General features: G+C 61.8%; 15 protein-coding genes and 1 pseudogene. 5 read left to right on the top strand and 11 right to left on the bottom strand.

The annotated features are described in order from the left end of the window. The coding region (locus tag L810_RS44970; RefSeq protein WP_155836159.1) for a MerR family DNA-binding protein at window positions 1–283 on the top strand (283 nt) is incomplete at its 5' end. 348 nt (window positions 284–631) lie between these two features. Here L810_RS44970 and L810_RS49745 read toward each other — a convergent pair. Together L810_RS49745 and L810_RS44965 are read right to left on the bottom strand one after the other, a co-directional pair. Further along, window positions 632–1,075 carry a Mov34/MPN/PAD-1 family protein gene (locus L810_RS49745; protein WP_373453094.1) on the bottom strand — a complete coding sequence of 148 codons (444 nt, stop codon included), beginning with the start codon at window positions 1,073–1,075 and terminating at the stop codon, window positions 632–634. Between the two features lie 35 nt (window positions 1,076–1,110). Then, window positions 1,111–2,865 (bottom strand): ThiF family adenylyltransferase, encoded by a 1,755-nt coding sequence (locus L810_RS44965; protein ID WP_081712821.1) that lies wholly within the window; start codon window positions 2,863–2,865, stop codon window positions 1,111–1,113. Between the two features lie 397 nt (window positions 2,866–3,262). On the opposite strand from L810_RS44965, the gene L810_RS10285 reads away from it, so the two are divergent. Then, window positions 3,263–4,111 carry a WYL domain-containing protein gene (locus L810_RS10285; RefSeq protein ID WP_155836157.1) on the top strand — a complete coding sequence of 283 codons (849 nt, stop codon included), beginning with the start codon at window positions 3,263–3,265 and terminating at the stop codon, window positions 4,109–4,111. A gap of 49 nt (window positions 4,112–4,160) precedes the next feature. On the opposite strand, the gene L810_RS49010 is transcribed toward L810_RS10285, so the two are convergent. Further along, window positions 4,161–4,664, bottom strand: coding sequence for a hypothetical protein (locus L810_RS49010; RefSeq protein WP_063625721.1), 504 nt, complete (start codon window positions 4,662–4,664; stop codon window positions 4,161–4,163). A 670-nt stretch (window positions 4,665–5,334) separates the two neighbouring features. Here L810_RS49010 and L810_RS10275 point away from each other — a divergent pair. Then, entirely contained in the window at window positions 5,335–7,005 is a 1,671-nt protein-coding gene (locus L810_RS10275; RefSeq protein WP_021158335.1) for a phage integrase family protein, read from the top strand. Between the two features lie 12 nt (window positions 7,006–7,017). Here L810_RS10275 and L810_RS47020 read toward each other — a convergent pair whose 3' ends face one another. Further along, window positions 7,018–7,713 carry a hypothetical protein gene (locus L810_RS47020; protein WP_155836155.1) on the bottom strand — a complete coding sequence of 232 codons (696 nt, stop codon included), beginning with the start codon at window positions 7,711–7,713 and terminating at the stop codon, window positions 7,018–7,020. Between the two features lie 546 nt (window positions 7,714–8,259). Here L810_RS47020 and L810_RS10265 point away from each other — a divergent pair. Then, entirely contained in the window at window positions 8,260–8,703 is a 444-nt protein-coding gene (locus L810_RS10265; RefSeq protein ID WP_051392212.1) for a hypothetical protein, read from the top strand. A gap of 720 nt (window positions 8,704–9,423) precedes the next feature. Beyond that, window positions 9,424–10,596: a hypothetical protein gene (locus tag L810_RS10260; protein WP_042973939.1), complete on the top strand. Its 1,173-nt coding sequence runs from the start codon at window positions 9,424–9,426 to the stop codon at window positions 10,594–10,596. A 25-nt stretch (window positions 10,597–10,621) separates the two neighbouring features. On the opposite strand, the gene L810_RS43905 is transcribed toward L810_RS10260, so the two are convergent. The 7 genes and pseudogenes from L810_RS43905 to L810_RS10230 all read right to left on the bottom strand — a co-directional run bounded on the left by L810_RS43905 (window position 10,622) and on the right by L810_RS10230 (window position 16,626). After that, window positions 10,622–11,392 carry a hypothetical protein gene (locus L810_RS43905; RefSeq protein ID WP_051392210.1) on the bottom strand — a complete coding sequence of 257 codons (771 nt, stop codon included), beginning with the start codon at window positions 11,390–11,392 and terminating at the stop codon, window positions 10,622–10,624. 527 nt (window positions 11,393–11,919) lie between these two features. Continuing rightward, a pseudogene (locus L810_RS49005) lies at window positions 11,920–12,000 on the bottom strand (plasmid pRiA4b ORF-3 family protein); the annotation flags it as partial. 55 nt (window positions 12,001–12,055) lie between these two features. Further along, window positions 12,056–13,012, bottom strand: a complete 957-nt coding sequence (locus tag L810_RS10250; protein ID WP_042973985.1) for an NAD-dependent epimerase/dehydratase family protein — start codon at window positions 13,010–13,012, stop codon at window positions 12,056–12,058. Continuing rightward, window positions 13,009–14,016, bottom strand: a complete 1,008-nt coding sequence (locus L810_RS10245; RefSeq protein WP_021158330.1) for a fumarylacetoacetate hydrolase family protein — start codon at window positions 14,014–14,016, stop codon at window positions 13,009–13,011. Before L810_RS10245 ends, L810_RS10250 begins: the two co-directional genes overlap by 4 nt. Continuing rightward, on the bottom strand, window positions 14,013–14,609 hold the full coding sequence (locus L810_RS10240) for a cupin domain-containing protein (protein WP_021158329.1): 597 nt from the start codon (window positions 14,607–14,609) through the stop codon (window positions 14,013–14,015). Before L810_RS10240 ends, L810_RS10245 begins: the two co-directional genes overlap by 4 nt. Beyond that, entirely contained in the window at window positions 14,606–15,421 is an 816-nt protein-coding gene (locus tag L810_RS10235) for a cyclase family protein (protein WP_021158328.1), read from the bottom strand. Before L810_RS10235 ends, L810_RS10240 begins: the two co-directional genes overlap by 4 nt. A gap of 2 nt (window positions 15,422–15,423) precedes the next feature. Next, the gene (locus L810_RS10230; protein WP_021158327.1) at window positions 15,424–16,626 is read right to left on the bottom strand and encodes an MFS transporter; all 1,203 of its coding nucleotides are present in this window, start codon (window positions 16,624–16,626) and stop codon (window positions 15,424–15,426) included. Window positions 16,627–16,632 lie beyond the last annotated feature (6 nt).

Raw genomic sequence — 16,632 nt, 5'->3', positions numbered from 1 at the left:
TCACGTTCGCCGGAATACGCAGGATGTCCACATCTTGCGGTTCATCCGCCACGCACGGCATCTCGGTTTTTCGGTCGAGCAAATTCGGCAACTCCTCACATTGTGGCTAGACCGCGAGCGAGCCAGTTCAGCGGTCAAAGCGATCGCATTGCAGCATATTGATGAACTCGATTTGCGCATCGCAGAACTCTGTACGATGCGCGATACGTTGATGCACTTGGCCGAACATTGTGCGGGAGATCAGCGCCCGGATTGCCCGATTTTGGACGAGCTCGGTGAATGAGTATCTTCGGCTGTCACTGATGCCCTAAAGCGTATATGGCGAACAACTGCGCCGAGCGTCACGTGTGCCTCATTTCAGGATATGTACCTGTTCGAAGGCTCGCAGAGCAGCGCCAGATCCACAGCATGTGCAATGCTTCGCAATTCTCAGTGATCGCGGTCGTCCGTACTGCGCTTCGATCTCGGCCTCCCTTCTCCTGAATATTTCCAGCCGCTCGTCGTTAACGTCATTTCCGTTATGTTTGAGAGCCCGGTTGCAGACGCCGGGATCGTGCGCGGCATCGTCTTCGCGCGGGCGGTCGAGTGTTCCTGGCACCTTCGCGAGGCCGCCTGCCGCTCGTCAAACGTCCTAATGGCCGAAGGGCCGCAGCTCGAGCACGTCAACACTGATGGAAAGCCCAACAATTCGTTCGCCGGAATATCGATGAACTTGCCACGTCCAGCGTTCGGCCCCGCCGGCGCCGATCATCATTATTGGACGTGCAACTGCTGCGTCCCGGTGCCGGGCGATTCCTCTCAGCGTACGCTTGTCCAGCCAGCTCATATGCGGGCTACCGTCCGGATGTGTGTGCCAGTCACCGAGGTACACAGTCTGCCCGGACGACATCTCGAAAATTTCGTCGAGTCTGCGACACTGCCAGTCATGGTCAGGGTGGAATCGCTGGCGTTTGTGCTGAGCGTTCGGCCCTGGTCCGATAAGGTGCTGGACGACGGGGTCACCATTACCAGCAATGTATCCCGCGAGCACTCCGCCGGTTTCGAGCGGATATGCTCGCCGAGCCTCACCAAGCATCTCGTCGAACGCAATCGAATCGATCCACAATCCCGTCATGCCTGCCCGCTGCAATCCGGACAATCTTGTCTTGCGGCCAAAACATGAGTTGTCCATTTGGGGGCAATAGAAAGGCCATCACGCTGAAGATCGGCAACTGCGACATCCCATGCAAAGTCCGGGTAACCCGCATCCTCGCCTGAACAAAGCGTCGCCGCCGCGAGACGCGCTGCCTGATTGGCAATAACGTCACTGTCTATCCCCGCGCCGATAAATGTCGGCTGCGAGCATCCACCAGGTTGGACCTCGTCAGTGCCGGCATCTGCCGGCAAATGGATCGAACCATCTGCAAGACCGCGTTGAAAGCAGTGCCAGCAACCTCTATTCTTCGACGGCTGTACACGTCCAACAACCCCACCAGCAGCTCCGTGGGTTGTCGTCAACCACAGATACGGCTTGCCACGCTCCTGTGCAAGATCAGCGAGAAAGTGACTGACGCGGTAGCTCGCAGCAGCATCGATGACGATATCGGACTCGATGATTAGGCGCTCAAGAATCTCGTACTGTGACGGTTGGCCTGCAGGCGGATTGGGCAACGCACCGATTCGCAGGTGACTGAACGACTGGACGATCGTGTACGGATAGTTGGCGGCAATATCCGACGCGAGCGCGGTTCCTTTTTGAAAGCCAGCATACTGCCAGCCCAACGCCCATCTCACCGTATTACCCACGTGCAGATTGTCGTCATCGAGCAGACAAAGGCCACCGATACCCGCGCGCGCCAACTGCATAACCACTGCAGAACCGAGGCTGCCCAAGCCGACCACCAAAGCCGTCTTCGTCCTCAGCGGTGCCAAGAACGGCGCCCTGCGAAGCCAGGCTTTCTCGCCGCCCCAATTGGCGCGCACGATTTGCGGGAGAATTTCTGCTGGCCTGGAGCGCTTCGTCTCACGGACAACTTGTATCGCTAGGAATACCCAGTCGTCAGCATTGTGTCGCCACGACACCTCGTCGGGGTAGAGCAGCCCAACAATGAAGACTTCACCCCGCTTCGCGTTTTGAATGGCCTTCGTTAGCGGTGCAAGCCTCCCATCGACAAGCTTATAGAGATCTATCGCAGAGCTCTCGAACGTGTTTACGGCCGGCCTTTCGTTAAGCCGCATCCAGAATCCGTTCGTACTACGATCGAATGAAGGGATGCGCCGGTTGAAGCGGACAAGGGACTTTCCCTGCAGGTCGGCGATTGATTCGACGATCCCGTTGACGAAGCATTGTCCCGGCCACCCTGCTGGTGTAGATCGCAGCAGCAGGCTAAGCCGTCCCGCAGGCACTTCTACAGGCGGCGTTTCGTCTGGAACGATAACCGAGCATTCCGGTACATATGGCAAGAACGAGGAAAGCGGTTCGCCCGCATGGTCTTCCGCTTGCGCGACTGCATCCGGCTCCATACAGCCACTGTTGACCCCCAGTATTGCAGGCAGTTGCTCTCTTATTAGCGTTGCAAGCGAATCGTGCCCGGGGCGCCAGTCTTCTCCCTCGCGTGCCAGCAAACAAAGATTTCGGCCCAACGGATGCTGATGGCGCTGAAACTGGACCGAATCAGTCGTCACCATGGGTACAAAGTAAGGGTAAGTATCGGGGTAGACGGCTGTAAGTGCCAGAACGCCACCTTCGTGCGGAACGTCGACACGCACCACCATCTGGCCCGCATCCATGGCGGCCTGGTCTATGGACCAGGCGTAGCCAAGAGCCTCCAGCGCCGCCTTCTCCTTACTAAGTTCGTCGGGATAGCGCTCCCACCACGTACTCATGATTAGCCCACCGGACGATGACCGGGAGGCTTCGGTGCACCGGAGCCGGGGTTCGGGCGGCCGCCGGGCACGCCCGGCGGGGAGGGGGGCGGAGGCTGATGGCCATGCTCGCCTTTGTCGTGAAGCTTGTGGTCATGTTGCTGGCCGTGCTCACGCGAGCGTTCGTGGTCATTCTCGCCGCGGGGACCATGTTGGTCGTGTTCACTCATAGTCGTTGTTCCCTAAAAAGTTCATCCAGCGTCAACTTTTCCGGCGCCGACCGACCGCCCATGCGATCGATAGGGACATTCTACCGACGCGCCGTCAAAATGCAAATACTTTTTACGACTGTCATAAAATATATGACATCGTAATATTGATTCTCACCTACAATGGAGGGGAAATAGGAGTAGACAACATGAACCTGCCAAGGGACATACAGCGCGAGCGGCTGTATTACATAGAGTTTCTTGCCCTCTTTTCAGGACAGGTAAGCCGAAAAGATCTGACTTCCAGGTTTGGAATCAGTGAGCCTGCTGCGACTAAGGATCTGTCGCTTTATGGTGAACTGGCTCCCTCCATGCTGAGATATGACTTGCGTCGGAAGTGCTATGTGTTTGATGGGGGGCAACCGTACTTCGAGCACAATGTCGAGCAGGCATTGCACGCGCTGGCCGGAGACGGCGCCGTTGACTACGATCCGTCAAGGACGAAGCGAATTCCGGGCTGGGTGAACTCAAGCATCAAACGCCAGGTCCCGCTTGAGCTCGCGGCGGCCCTCACCCGTGCAATCGACCAACGGCAGTGGGTGGTCGCCGAGTATTCGTCGCTGTCGACGGGCGCACGATCCCGAAGGCTTTCACCGTTGGCCCTCGTAAATGACGGACTACGCTGGCACATACGGTGTTTTGAACATGAACGAAAGGAGTTCCGTGATTTTGCGCTGACGCGATTTGAGCGCGTTAAGGCGGACGGCGAATCAGCCGTAACCTTGTCCGAAGATCGGGAATGGAACAACGAGATATCGCTGAGACTGACACCGCATCCCAAAGCAGCCCACCCGGAGACGATCTGCACGGACTATGACATGCGCGGCGGCGCAAAGACCGTGCAACTTCGAGCTTGCCTCGTGGGTTACTTCCTGCGTCACTGGCACGTCGATTACACGGCTGACGCCTCGGGCAACCCCCGTGCGCAGCAGCTTTTCCTCTCAAACCGGGACGAGGTACGTCAAGCCGGCGTTCCCGAGTGGGCTTTGGACGTGTAGTCTGGCTCGGCCTCGAATTTTCTGAACTAGTCGCTCGTTTTTTTGAGCGTCAATGCTTGGAACTGGTCGCCGCGGATTCATCGAGCAGCACAAGCAGGCGGAGAGGCATGCGTGCGAAATAGCGGAGCAGCTCACGCCCGTCATAGGCCAACCCGTAAGCCGACGCGCGCTGGAAGATCGCCTTCTTGCGCGTGGCGAGCGTCTCGCGGATATCCGATGGACCCGGCGTCCTCACTGCGCAGTGAGCAAGGTGCTCCGTCATGACCGCGTCGCGATACACGCGAGCGACGAGCGTCCAGGTCCTCTCGATGATTCGCCCGACTGCCGCTCCCTCAAGGCAACGCAGCACATCGAGCGCACCGTCACCGCAGACATCACCGTCTCGCCGCGCGAATTCGACTTCCTCCGTCATTCCTTTCCTGGCCAGCTGGGCCGAAATCCAATCGAAGGCGGAGGCTCCGTCTGAGGGGCGCATGTGGACCGGTACGGTGTTGGCTTTGCCGAATGCGTTCACGCGTGCGTAAGCCTCAACGTCCGTGAGCAGCCTGTTCATGCCTCCCAAGGCATGACCGACTGTCGGTTCGGCGCATCCAACCTGACCGCTGCGACTCTTTCGCTGACGGCCGAATACGCCTTCCAGCCGCATTCGCGCTTCTAGCGGGACTTCAACATGGCGTACCTGGTCGGTGCTCTAACTCTCCGCGTCCCCGATTGGCAAGCCGAACTGGCAGTCGGTCATGTAGGCAACCGGCGCGTTGACGGTTCGCGCGTGGGGTTCTCGGGAGGCTTCGAATTGCATGGTTTTTCTGGAGGAGGGTGCGCGGCCGGGCATGACCGTGCCTAAATTGTTGGCGCCGCAATTGCTGAGCGTGGGCCGCGCAGGGTACTCCGGAACGGACTACAGCTTGCGCCCGCAAACGCAGTCCATAGTCCGTCGAGAGCCCGAAACTGGCGCAAATGATCGTCACGAGGGGTGCTTGGCGGCTTTGCCGCTCCAAGGTTGTGGGTTATAGATGGCGACGACCGGCGAGGCGCGCGCCAGAGTCCCAAGTTTGTAGGCCATGCAGGCCAGCACGGGTGGCGCCGGCTCTTGCCGGAGAGAGGCTGGTCGCGCGCCGGATGAATAAGCACATGAGCGAAAGGCAATTGACAGGACACATATCGAGATGGACCGATAAACCTTATTATCTGTCCATGCTTGTTTTTGATATAAACTGGCGAGTATGAAAACGCGTGAGACCGACACCATCACATTCCCCGGCGACGCCGAACTGGCTGCGCTGCGTGCGTGGTACGCCGGGCTCGACGCTCGAGCGGCTGTCGCGCGCTATCTAGGCGATCGCAAGGCGCCCGGGGCCTCCGCGCGCGGCGTGCTCGGCGGCATTCGGCGCACCCTGGTCGCGTTCGCGGCGAGCCGTCACCGAGCCGACCTGGCCGAAACATTCGGCGAGCGATCCGCAGCGTCGGCCGACACCGTCGCGCGCGCGATCGAAACGCTGCGTAACCTGTCGGCACCGGAACCGCACATCGCCGACGAAATCGACCAGTGGTTGCCGCCGCGGGTGGTCGCCGCGCTGCAGGCGCAAGGCATCCGGACGCTGGCCGATCTGACCGTGCGGATTCCACGCCGGCGCCGCTGGTGGATCACGATCGACGGACTCGGTGTCGCCGGTGCGCGTCGCGTGGAGGCGTTTTTTGCCACGTACCAGGCGCTGACGGAGCGGGCGCGGGCGTTGATTGTCGCGGCGCCGACCGGCAACATCGTGCCGTGGGAGCAGTTGCGCGTGCCACACGAAGTCGATGGATCGCACGGACAGTTTCGGGCGCCGCAGACCGCCTGTCTGCTGAACGCGCCCAACGACTACGAAGCGATCCAGTCCTGGCTATCGCTGCACGAGTCGGCGGCGACCCAGCGCGCCTATCGGAAAGAGGCGGAACGCCTGATTTTGTGGGCGATCATCGAGCGCGGCCGCGCGCTGTCGTCGCTCAATACCGACGACGCGATCGCGTACCGGGGATTTTTGCGCCGGCCCACGCCGCACGAGCGTTGGGTCGGGCCGTCGCGGCCGCGGCACAGTGTCGAATGGCGGCCGTTCACCGGCGCGCTCTCCGCCCGATCGGCGGCGTACGCACTGAACGTTCTGTCAGCGCTGTTTCGCTGGCTGGTCGAGCAGCGCTACGTCCTTGCGAATCCGTTCGCCGGCGTGAAGGTCAAGAGCCACGCGCCGCGCGCGGGACTGGACGTGTCCCGTGGTTTCTCCGAAGGCGAGTGGCTGCTGATCCGCGCGCTCGCCGATGGGCTCGAATGGTCGTACGGCTGGAGCGCGCCGGCCGCCCAGCGCCTGCGGTTTCTGCTGGACTTCGGCTATGCAACCGGCTTGCGCGCGAGCGAACTCGTCGGCGCGACGCTCGCCGACGTCCGTCGGGACGAACAGGGCGATCACTGGCTTCACGTGCTTGGCAAGGGCGGCAAGCGCGGTAAGGTGGCGCTGCCACCGCTTGCCCGAACGGCACTCGATCAGTATCTCGTGCAGCGCGGCCTGCCGGTCACACCCATTCGCTGGAACCCGGCGACGCCGCTCGTCGCGAGTCTCGAGGAGGAGGGCGCACACATCGAAAGCACGAGGCTCTGGCGCGTGCTGAGGCGGTTCTTCGTGCTGGTCGCCGATGTGATCGAGGGCAAACGGCCCGCGACGGCGGAAAAGTTGCGCCGCGCAAGCCCGCACTGGATGCGGCATACGCACGCGTCACATGCGCTGGCGCGGGGCGCCGAGTTGGTCATGGTGCGCGACAACCTGCGCCATGCGTCGATCTCGACGACGTCGACCTATCTGCATAGCGACGAAGTGCAGCGAGCCCGGCAGTTCGATCAGGCGTTTGCCGCACGGAGTTGAGTGGAAGGCGGTTTATATCGATTTGCGGGGACGCGCGAGAGTTTTCCAGTGTGTGTTGGGGCTCGGGTCCGCAGCCGCATTTCCAGCCGCCACGCATCGTGTTCCCGCGATGTTCTGGATCGGCATGGTCCGGTCCTTGCCGTTCACGCTGCTCGTTGTGCGTGTTGTATTAGCTGCGCAGCTAAACCAATGCTTTCTGCTAAAGCAAAGCGCGCCGACGTCCTGTTGCTGACCGGGTGGGTAGGATAAGCGTCGGGCAGATCGGCAGCAGGGGATCGGCCCGCCACGGGCTGCTTCGACACATTGTCTGAGGGCGTCGTGTTCGCTGGGGAGGTCACGTGCCACGAGTTCGATCAGTCGCCGCACGTCCCACGGGTTGTCGAGAATGACCTTGGCGGGCGAATTCCCGTCGAGGGCTTCGCGCCTGCGCATCATGAAGGCGTGCACCACCCACAGTTCGCACGTGCGTCCGCGAACATACGCAACACCGTCCGGAGGCGTTCCGGTGCCACATCGAATTGCCACTTCGGATAGCGGAATCCGCGCGACTTTCCGGGGCAGCGGTGCGCACAACTCGCCATCGCGACGCTCTTCGTTGATCGAACGCTCATTGCGACCGGCATCACGCGCACTGAGAAGCGCCAAATTGCCGGGGCGCGCGTACTGTTCGAGGGGCGAATCGTCTTTCGCGCGAACGTGCGAACGCAAGCAGATCTCCCGGCGCCATGCCGCCCGAGAGGACGACAGCTGTTCGTGGAGCCACCGCGGGTGCATGTATCTCGCCACACGACAAGCACATCAGTACCCCAGCGAGGTAGTCCACTGCCGCCAGGCGCGGGTTCGCGAATTCCTGAACAATCCGCTTCCTGCCCTCGACCGCGAGCAAGGCAAACCAATCTGCACGCCGACGTCGACCTTGGGGCACGCTATGGGCTGAGCCGGAGGCGTTGGCAGCCACGCGTAGTCCCCCCTGGCCATCTGGAGATCGGGCGCGAACCGTTGCTGGTGTAGTCGGTCGGGGTCTATGATTTGTCTTACCGACCGGTCTTCGCTGCACGGTTGGGCAATCTTGGCGCGCAAGGTCGCGATCGACCTGGCGCGGTAGCCCGTGACACCTGACGCCGTGACAACTTTCGTGACGTCTTGTGGATAGGAGCCGATAATTTTCTTCATCTTCAACTGCCTGTTTGTGGTCACAGCTGAACCCAGCAAGATGGTGATTTTATTTCGGCAGTTTCGTGGATCCAGAGAATCATGAAGAGTCTAAGCCAGATCGTTGAAGATGGTCGACGTCGCGAAGAAGCGATACACAGAGAGATTGTGGCCGCAGGTGAATGGCTCACCGCCGAGCAGATTAATGCGCGTCAGAGTGCGCCTCCTGTTGACAAGAAGCAACCGGCTTGTGACTGGCGGAAAAGTCGCCGGATATTCAGCGTGACCTTCGACCACAACGAATACTTCGCGGGCTACCAGTTCGATTCCATGTGCCAGCCATTACCGATCATTCGAGACCTTCTTACAGTGTTTGGCGATCGATACGAGTCTTGGACGATCGCAGCCTGGTTTCATTTCCCAAACGGTTGGATCGCCGGCACGGGTGACCATGATGGCGAGCCGATCGCGCCGATGAATGCACTTGACCGCCCAGAGGATGTCACCAGAGCGGTACAGTTCATGCACGGTGGCTACGTTGCCTGAGGGTTCGGATCAGCGCACAGTTGGCGATCCGCGGCCTACACGGAGTTTGACCGATCAAGTCAGCTCTTCGTGTAGGCAAACTACCGCTCGATTGCGCGGAACGCTGGCGATCGAATTGATGAGTCGCTGGATGTGAAAGCGTGGCAACGCCAGAAGTGAAAGGAGTTCAATTTTGAATTGGTTTGTGGAAGCCCCGTGACGCAACCTTTTTGACGTCCGTCCGTGTAGCCATGAGCCGTCGGTACGCCAAGTGCCGACTCACGGCCCGACGCCGTGCGGCGCGAAGCGTCAGGCCTGAATGGAAGTGTGGAAGCGGGCGTGTTCGTGCCGACAAAGTTATGGCATAAGCATGTAGCGCCGCCCGGTCAAATTCACGAATCGGCACGCATATCAACCACGCCGAACAATGGAGCGGCATACGAGAGTAGGGCGCTGGCATCGGCTCCCTGCGCTGCCAGCGTTGGCAACATGGGCCAACGTGATGACCCGCGAGCCAGTCCGACACGTTCATGGAACACGCGCTCAAACATCATGCCACCGATAAGTTTCGCTTCCTCGGCTCGAGACGATAACGACCATCGACGGGCGGGGGCGGACCTGGGCCCGTTGCCTTTCGAATCAGCGATCTCCATTTTCTGGCGATCTTGCTGGCGAAACGTTCTTGGACGCCGGGACGCCCGCGACCTTTTTTCCCAAACGGCAGGGCAACGAAAGCTCGGCATGGTCGATCTGGGCAAATTCTCAAACGTGACCGGCTGGAACGCGACAGAAGTCAGCCAAGGTTCAGCTAAGCTGCACGATCTCCTCTTCGAGAAGCGGCTACGAATCTGCCCGATTTGTCTCGAATCGGCGTACCACAGTGTCTGGCACCAGTTTCGAGGACTCCACATCTGCCCGATCCATTCATGCCAGTTGTTACCTACTTGCGCCTATTGCGGCGCAGGCACCTTGATCGTCAACGATTATTTCCGCCACAACGCGCGATGGATGCGCTGCGTTTTCTGTGGCCAATATCTCGCGGGAGCTGCGCCGGATCTGAACGCTCACATCGACCTCAGAAATCAGTCGGGCACGCTTGCCGCTCACTTTGGAGTGCTGGACAAATGGTGGAGGGACTATGCCGGTGTCCTCGGCCTGATTTCGGAGCTCGAGCCGATAGAATCCCCCGACCGGAAGGCGGGCCGACATTCCGGGGAATACCTGATCGCCAGTTTGTTCGATCTCCTTGCGCCGATACCAGGGTATCCGGCGAATTCAAGCGGCAGTTTGAATGTGTTTCAGTGGTGCGCGTCGGCCAATCGCTCTGGCCGCACGCGAGCGGACTACCATGTGAAAAGTTCAGCTTATAGCAACGCGCTTGGCAAGCTGCTCCGATGGGCCATCAGGGAGCCCGATCACGTGCGGCAGCTCCGGGACATCGGAAGGGCGCTCCAACAGCGCTGGGCGACGGACGTCACGCTTTATTCACCACCCGTAGTAGCTGTCGGGTTAACCAGATACTGGTTTGAAGGACACAAGTGGGACATCTCTCACGCAACCGATCCGCATCGCCATGCACTGCGGTCGAATGTGCCCCTGCTGAGCGCGTCACGCCAGCCAGTCTTGAGACTAGAGATGCAGGCATTTACGAGCGCGATTTGCTCAGCGTTTCTCCACGACGTCCGCCGGGCAACCGAGCAGGGGAGGAGCCTGTCAAGCGAGCAGTTGCGACAATCCGGGCCGGCCGCCGCCGGCGTGCGCAAACAGGAGGGCAAGCTGTTCAGCGGCCTGATTGTCTTTCCGGGCAATGACGACGTACCGCATTCGCCATTGCGGCGGCATCAGCTGGAGTGCCTCATTGCCGCGTCGTCGATACTCGATCATTGCGCTTTGCCGAAGGGCGGTAACGGTTGAGCATGGCCCCATCCGCTCTTGACGCCTATGCAGACGGGAGGATTCGGTTACCAAGCGCTCGTCGCATTGCGTCGGCTTTGATGCGCTCGTCGGCCAGTGCCTTGTCAAGCGCTTCTGCTCGACCTTTCCAATAACGGCACTGCTCGGACAGCTGCTGCCTCAGGTTGTCCGTTTGCATACGCATATGGTTTTCCAGTCCCGCCACGCGCTGAACCGCGCCGGTCAATGCATCAAGGCGCTGCACCAGTTCCGCCGTCCGTTGGTCATGCTCGGCGCGCTCCCGCTCGAGTTGCTGCGTGAGTTCCCGCACCTGCGCCTCGGCTGCCATCGCGCGCACGCCAACGGTTGTGCATTCGGCTTCATATCTCGCCAGGCGAGCGTAGGCGTCGCGCAATGCCATCTCCGAGACCTCCACGCGCACGCGAAGGTCCATCATTTCGTCGCTTCGCTCATCAACCGGCAGCGGGCCGGGGCTGGCCGACGGGGGTGGCGCGATCGGCTCCCCAGCCTCGCGCACATTACGCGACCGCGGCTCCGGCAATCCCGCCTCCCGAGCGCGACGGATAGCTTTTGACCAAGTCAGCCCCGACGGTCGCCGGCGAATCCCAACCGCTGATAGCATCCGTTCATAAAGCGTCTGGCCATACAACTGGCCAGTAGTGCGTGCAACGGCCGCGATAAACTGGTCGAGGAATTCGTTATTCGCGTGATGAGGTGCAGCCTCATTGGCGGACGTGGCTGCCGCAGCGATCGCGCGCCATTCGTCTGACGTAAAGGTAATGGCCGGCCGACCCATAGAGCGGTCCCTTGAACGAAACCTGGTTTACTATACAAACCCACCTGGGTTTGGGTGAGATCATCAAGTTTGCCCACGTAATTCGTGTCGAAACTCGCAGGTCGACGGCCTTCGCCGACGGAATTCATGTCGGAATTCGGGGTTGCGAACGAGCGACCGTCGACGCAATTCGTGTTGGAAATCGGATCCCGGAATTCCGCAACGATTTGTGAGGAATATCCGATACACATTACGTAGGCGCACTTCGTCATCGTGATCCGTTCCGTTCCAGCCATCGCAGCCTCCGGCGCTGGATTCCCAGCGGCCGATCAGCTGACGATGGGTCGAAAAGCGGACATTTCAATCTAGCCACTACAATCAAAAAAATTGATCATCAGCATTATGTAAAATTTAATCCTAACGATATCCGGGAAGGACGGATTCGTGTCGCGACGAATGGTTTCGCTACTGTAATGAACTGTCGGATCTCGGCGAGCTACCGACGATGACTCGTAAGCTTACAGCCAATACCGTCTTGACGGCGTGAGTTATCGATTTCCCCAACGATTGGAAGCCGTGCGAAGCAGCGTGGCATTGGCAGCACGCAGATTGAACAGTTCGGCTTCGAAGCGTAAGCGTGTTCGCACGACGATTCCCGATGTGACCGCGCTGCGCCCGCTCAACTCAACTGGGCTCTAACTCAAGCGCGCGCGTGACAAGCGCATCGATCGTACCGTCGTGCTGAAATCCCGCCTTGATGGCACGGCGGTCAGTCAGTGGCGGTTGTCGTCCGAAAAGCCGCTCGATCCGTTCCACCGGAGCGTAATCGATGTCGAACGAGCCGAAGCGCCGGACCAACGCATCGACGATCTCTTGAACCGACAGATGCAGCACCGGGGGCGTCCAGACTCGGCCCGCGTGCAAACCCTCTGCGGATAGGCGTGCGGCGTGCAGCAGGTTATCGACGCAGCATCTGCGCGACATCCACCATACGGTGGCCGAAGGTGAAACGGGACACGTATAGGACTGGCCGCACTGCGCCGCGCGGAAGATCTGACTCATGAACGCGGATCCATGTCCCGCGGACAGCGCCGGACGAGCCACGATGCCCGGCAGGCGTAACGCACGACCATCCAGCTTGCCGCGGCGCGTCCAGTCGGCAAGGATCAGCTCGCCCACCAGCTTGTGCACGCCGTAGCTCATGGTCGGGCGCGGCACGGTGTGCTCGTCCACGGCAGGGGGTAACGACTCGCCCAGCGCCGCAACGCTGCTGGCATAGACGACGCGCGCCGCACTCCCCTGCTCCGTCGCCTGCTTCGCCAGGCGGTCGAACAGCGCCAGCATGCCCGACAGATTCACCCGGTCACCCTCGGCCGGTTCGGCCTCCGCCTGCGAGCCGGGCACGCTCGCCAGATGAAAGACGACGTCGACGGGTTTCGACAACTGCGGATCGAGAATCTCCAGGCTGCTGAAATCGCCGACCAGCGCCGTGATTCGGGCATCGTCGTACGGCCATCCCGCTTGCCGGTCGACCAACAGCAATTCCGACACGTCGCCAGGCTCCACGATGCCGTCGTGCAGCAGCCGTTCGACCAATGCCGTTCCGACAAATCCGCCCGCCCCGGTCACCAGCACTCTCATGGCCGGGCCTCCCCGTCGTCGGCGCATGACGCACGCACAACCCGCTGGTCGATCGTGCCGAATGGGGCGTTGCCGGCGTCATCGCGCGCCGTCATCCTGATCCGGTCGCCAAAGCGCATGAACCGCGTGCGTGCGTCCCCTTTGTCGATCATTTCGATCACGCGGCGCTCGGCGAGGCACGCCGAGCCCGCGCCGCGATCGGCATTCGACACCGTCCCTGACCCGACGATCGTCCCCGCCGACAGGCGGCGCGTCCGGGCCGCATGCGCGATCAGTTCACCAAAGCCGAAGTTCATCTCGCGTCCATGCGGATGACCGAACCAGTGGTCGTTCCATTCGACGTGCAGGCTCAGATGCACACGGCCGTCGCGCCAGTGCTCGCCGAGTTCGTCAGGTGTGACGGCGACCGGAGCAAAGCTCGTAGAGGGCTTGGCCTGCAGGAAACCAAAGCCCGTTTTCATTTCGCGCGGACCGAACGCACGCAGGCTCCAGTCGTTGAGCTGTACGATCAGACGGATGCAGTGCAGCGCGCCGGCGGCCGATACGCCCATCGGCACGTGCCCCACCACCACACCGAATTCGCCTTCGAAATCGATGCAGTCGGCCTCGTCAGGAAAAGGCACGTCGCTGGCCGGGCCGAGGAAGTCGTCGCTGGCGCCCTGATACATGACCGGCACCGTATCGAACTCGGGAATCGGCGGAGTATTGAACGCCTGCTCCATCAGGCGGCCGTGATTCAGAAACGCCGAGCCATCGCACCACTGCGGACTGCGCGGCAAGGGCGCGGCGCAGGCGGCCGGATGGAACGGACGCGCCTCCGGCACGCTGCCGGCGTTCAATGCGTCGTAACGCGCCTGCAAGCCAGGCGCGAGCGCGTCCCAGCGCTCAAGCACATCAAGCAGCGTCGTGGCGATCGGCGCGGCCTCGACGGCATGGCGCAGGTCGCGCGACACGAGCAGCAAGCGGCCATCGGCGCCACCGTCGGGCAAGGTGGCGAATTTCATCGCGCGCCTCCGTGTGCCGGCGTATCGAGCACGGCGGCAATCGCCGGATCGTAGGCGCCATCGATCAGAACGAACAGCATCCGGCATGGACGGCCCGAGCGATTCGCCCAGGCATGATTGGTTCCGCGCTGAATCACCACGCTGCCCGGCGCCAGGGCGACTTCTGCATCGTCGAGGATCAAGGTCATTTCGCCTTCGATCACCACGCCGTAGTCGATCGACTCGGTGCGATGCATCAGCGGATGCGGCGACCCGGCTTTCACCGTCGACGCTGCGGCGTCGCCGATCTGGCTGAATGCGTGGTGCATTTTCACCGCCCCGTGCGCGAGAAACTCCGGCGTGTCGGGCGGAATGTCGACGAAGCGCATACGGGTGCCGTGCTTCGGCGGCGGCAGCATGAGCGCGTCAAGCGTGGGATCGGCACCGTTGTCCACCCTGGCGGGGCTCGATGATGTGCTCCACACTTCGTGGAATACAGTGCCGGGAATCGCGGCGATTTCCACCACGGTAGGCAGAGGACCGTCGGATGCGACGACGGCGCGGCCGTCGGCATCGTGTCCGGTCACCACGCGCCGAATCACTGGAAAGTTCATGCTGCCGCCTCCATGTCGGTGTCGTCGAAAATCGCGACGGCACGCGTCCACCCTGCCGACGCACCGCGAATCTTGTGCGGGAAGCAACTGATCGTGAAGCCGGTCGGCGGCAAGGCCGTGAGGTTGTGCAGCTTCTCCAGATGGCAATAGCCGATATCGCGCCCCGCCTTGTGCCCTTCCCAGATCAGCGACGTATCGCCCGTCTCCGCGATCTTCTTCGCGGTATGGGAGAACGGGGCATCCCAGCTCCATGCATCGGTGCCGGTCAAGCGCACGCCACGCTCCAACAGGTACATGGTCGCTTCGTAGCCCATGCCGCAGCCCGCGTTGACGTAGTCGTCGTGCCCGTAGCGCGATCCGGCCCGCGTGTTCACGACGACGATATCGAGCGGCTGCAGTGCATGGCCGATGCGCGCGAGTTCGGCCTCGACGTCGGCGGCCGTCGCGACGTAGCCGTCCGGAAAGTGCCGGAAATCGAGCTTCACGCCCGGCTGGAAGCACCATTCCAGCGGCACCTGATCGATCGTGATAGACGGCCGGGCTTCGCCCAGGCTCGCATCCATCGTCGAATGGAAATGCCAGGGCGCGTCGAGATGGGTGCCACTGTGGGTCGTCAACGTGACCCACTCCGCGGCGGCGGCTTCACCGTCGGGATAGTCCTCGGGTTTGGTCCCCGGCAGCATCGCCATGAATTCGGGCAGCGTGTCGCCGTGCTTCTGGTAGCTGATCCTGGGCGCGAGCGGCGGCGGATCGGAGAGAACGTCGTTCTCGAGATAGATGGACAGATCGACAAACCGTCGAACGGGTTTCATGTTCAGACTCCTGGGGATGGGGGACGGCGGTCGAGCCGCGAGAAGCAGATCGCCGCAGCGGCAGCGATCAGCACTGCGGCGATCCCGAGGCTGCCGTAGCCGGACACCTTGACGAGCGTGCCGCCGAGCACCGGCCCGATGGCGGCGCCCGTCATCAGCATGGCCGGCGTCGCGGCAACGGCGCGGCCGGTGCGGTCGATGCGCGCGAGCATGCCGAACGCGAAGGTGTGGGTGAAGATCATCACGGCGGCAAAGACCGAGGTGGCCGCCGCGTACGGCGCGAACGCCGCGCTTTGCGTGATGACCAGCGCGAGCACGGCCTGTACGACGGGGCCGGCCTGCACGACCTTGCGGCCCGGCACGCGCGTTTCGAGCAGCCCCGCGACGGGAGCGGGAAACAGGTTGACGAAGCCGAGCGCGATCAGCGTCGCGATCACGGCACTCAAACCGAATCCGCGATCGAGGCCGATACGCTGAACAAAGCTGAACAGCATCGACTGCGTCAGCGCCATGCAGCCGACGCCCGCCATGCCGAACCAGACGACACGCTCGAAACGAGGCTCGTCGCCGGTCGCCGCGTTGCGGCGCGCCTGAATCGACGGAAACGCGAGCGCGCATGCGAGCGTGGCGACGCCCATCACGCCCGCAAAAACGCGAAACAGCGTCGGACCGCCGTGCGTTGCGACCAGTCCCGGCACGGCACCGAGAAACGCGATCGCGAAAACACCGAGCGCGAGGCCGGCGATCGCGAACAGACGATGCGGATTGCGGCTGCGCCCGACGGTGCCGTGCGTGAAGCTCAGGCCGCATCCGACGGCGACGCCCGCGACGGCATGCAGGGCCGCCATCATCAGATAACGATCAACCGGCACGGATGTGATGCCGAGAAACGCGCCCGCCGCGATGCCGAAGCCGACGGTCGACATCACGCGCGCCGGTAGCCGATTCAAGCGCGGAGAGAAATAGACGCTGCTCAGCACGGCACCGGCCAGAAACAGCGTGGGGAGCAGACCCGCCCGCTGTGGATCGAGCCGATACGCACCGATCAACGTGCCGACCCAGACCGGCAAGGCCACCAGATCGACCATGCCGGCGCAATGCGCGATCATCAACGCAACGGTGCCGAACGTGCCAAGCCGCACCGTGTCGGTCGATGCCGACAGGTCGACACGCGCCGGCGTCGAGGGGGAAAGGTTCGTTTCCATCGTGCC

Origin of the sequence: Burkholderia sp. AU4i (genome assembly GCF_000466765.1) — a bacterium.
In the GTDB taxonomy this organism is placed as follows: domain Bacteria; phylum Pseudomonadota; class Gammaproteobacteria; order Burkholderiales; family Burkholderiaceae; genus Burkholderia; species Burkholderia cepacia.
This window is presented reverse-complemented; position numbering and strand designations above follow the sequence as displayed.

Excerpts from the sequence above, each read along its gene's own strand:
- L810_RS10285 (WP_155836157.1), top strand. The coding sequence starts at position 3,263 with ATGAACCTGCCAAGGGACATACAGCGCGAGCGGCTGTATTACATAGAG.
- L810_RS10230 (WP_021158327.1), bottom strand. The coding sequence starts at position 16,626 with ATGGAAACGAACCTTTCCCCCTCGACGCCGGCGCGTGTCGACCTGTCG.
- L810_RS49010 (WP_063625721.1), bottom strand. The coding sequence starts at position 4,664 with ATGAACAGGCTGCTCACGGACGTTGAGGCTTACGCACGCGTGAACGCA.
- L810_RS10250 (WP_042973985.1), bottom strand. The coding sequence starts at position 13,012 with ATGAGAGTGCTGGTGACCGGGGCGGGCGGATTTGTCGGAACGGCATTG.
- L810_RS10275 (WP_021158335.1), top strand. The coding sequence starts at position 5,335 with ATGAAAACGCGTGAGACCGACACCATCACATTCCCCGGCGACGCCGAA.
- L810_RS43905 (WP_051392210.1), bottom strand. The coding sequence starts at position 11,392 with ATGGGTCGGCCGGCCATTACCTTTACGTCAGACGAATGGCGCGCGATC.
- L810_RS10240 (WP_021158329.1), bottom strand. The coding sequence starts at position 14,609 with ATGAACTTTCCAGTGATTCGGCGCGTGGTGACCGGACACGATGCCGAC.
- L810_RS10260 (WP_042973939.1), top strand. The coding sequence starts at position 9,424 with ATGGTCGATCTGGGCAAATTCTCAAACGTGACCGGCTGGAACGCGACA.
- L810_RS49745 (WP_373453094.1), bottom strand. The coding sequence starts at position 1,075 with ATGCTTGGTGAGGCTCGGCGAGCATATCCGCTCGAAACCGGCGGAGTG.
- L810_RS44965 (WP_081712821.1), bottom strand. The coding sequence starts at position 2,865 with ATGAGTACGTGGTGGGAGCGCTATCCCGACGAACTTAGTAAGGAGAAG.
- L810_RS10235 (WP_021158328.1), bottom strand. The coding sequence starts at position 15,421 with ATGAAACCCGTTCGACGGTTTGTCGATCTGTCCATCTATCTCGAGAAC.
- L810_RS10265 (WP_051392212.1), top strand. The coding sequence starts at position 8,260 with ATGAAGAGTCTAAGCCAGATCGTTGAAGATGGTCGACGTCGCGAAGAA.
- L810_RS10245 (WP_021158330.1), bottom strand. The coding sequence starts at position 14,016 with ATGAAATTCGCCACCTTGCCCGACGGTGGCGCCGATGGCCGCTTGCTG.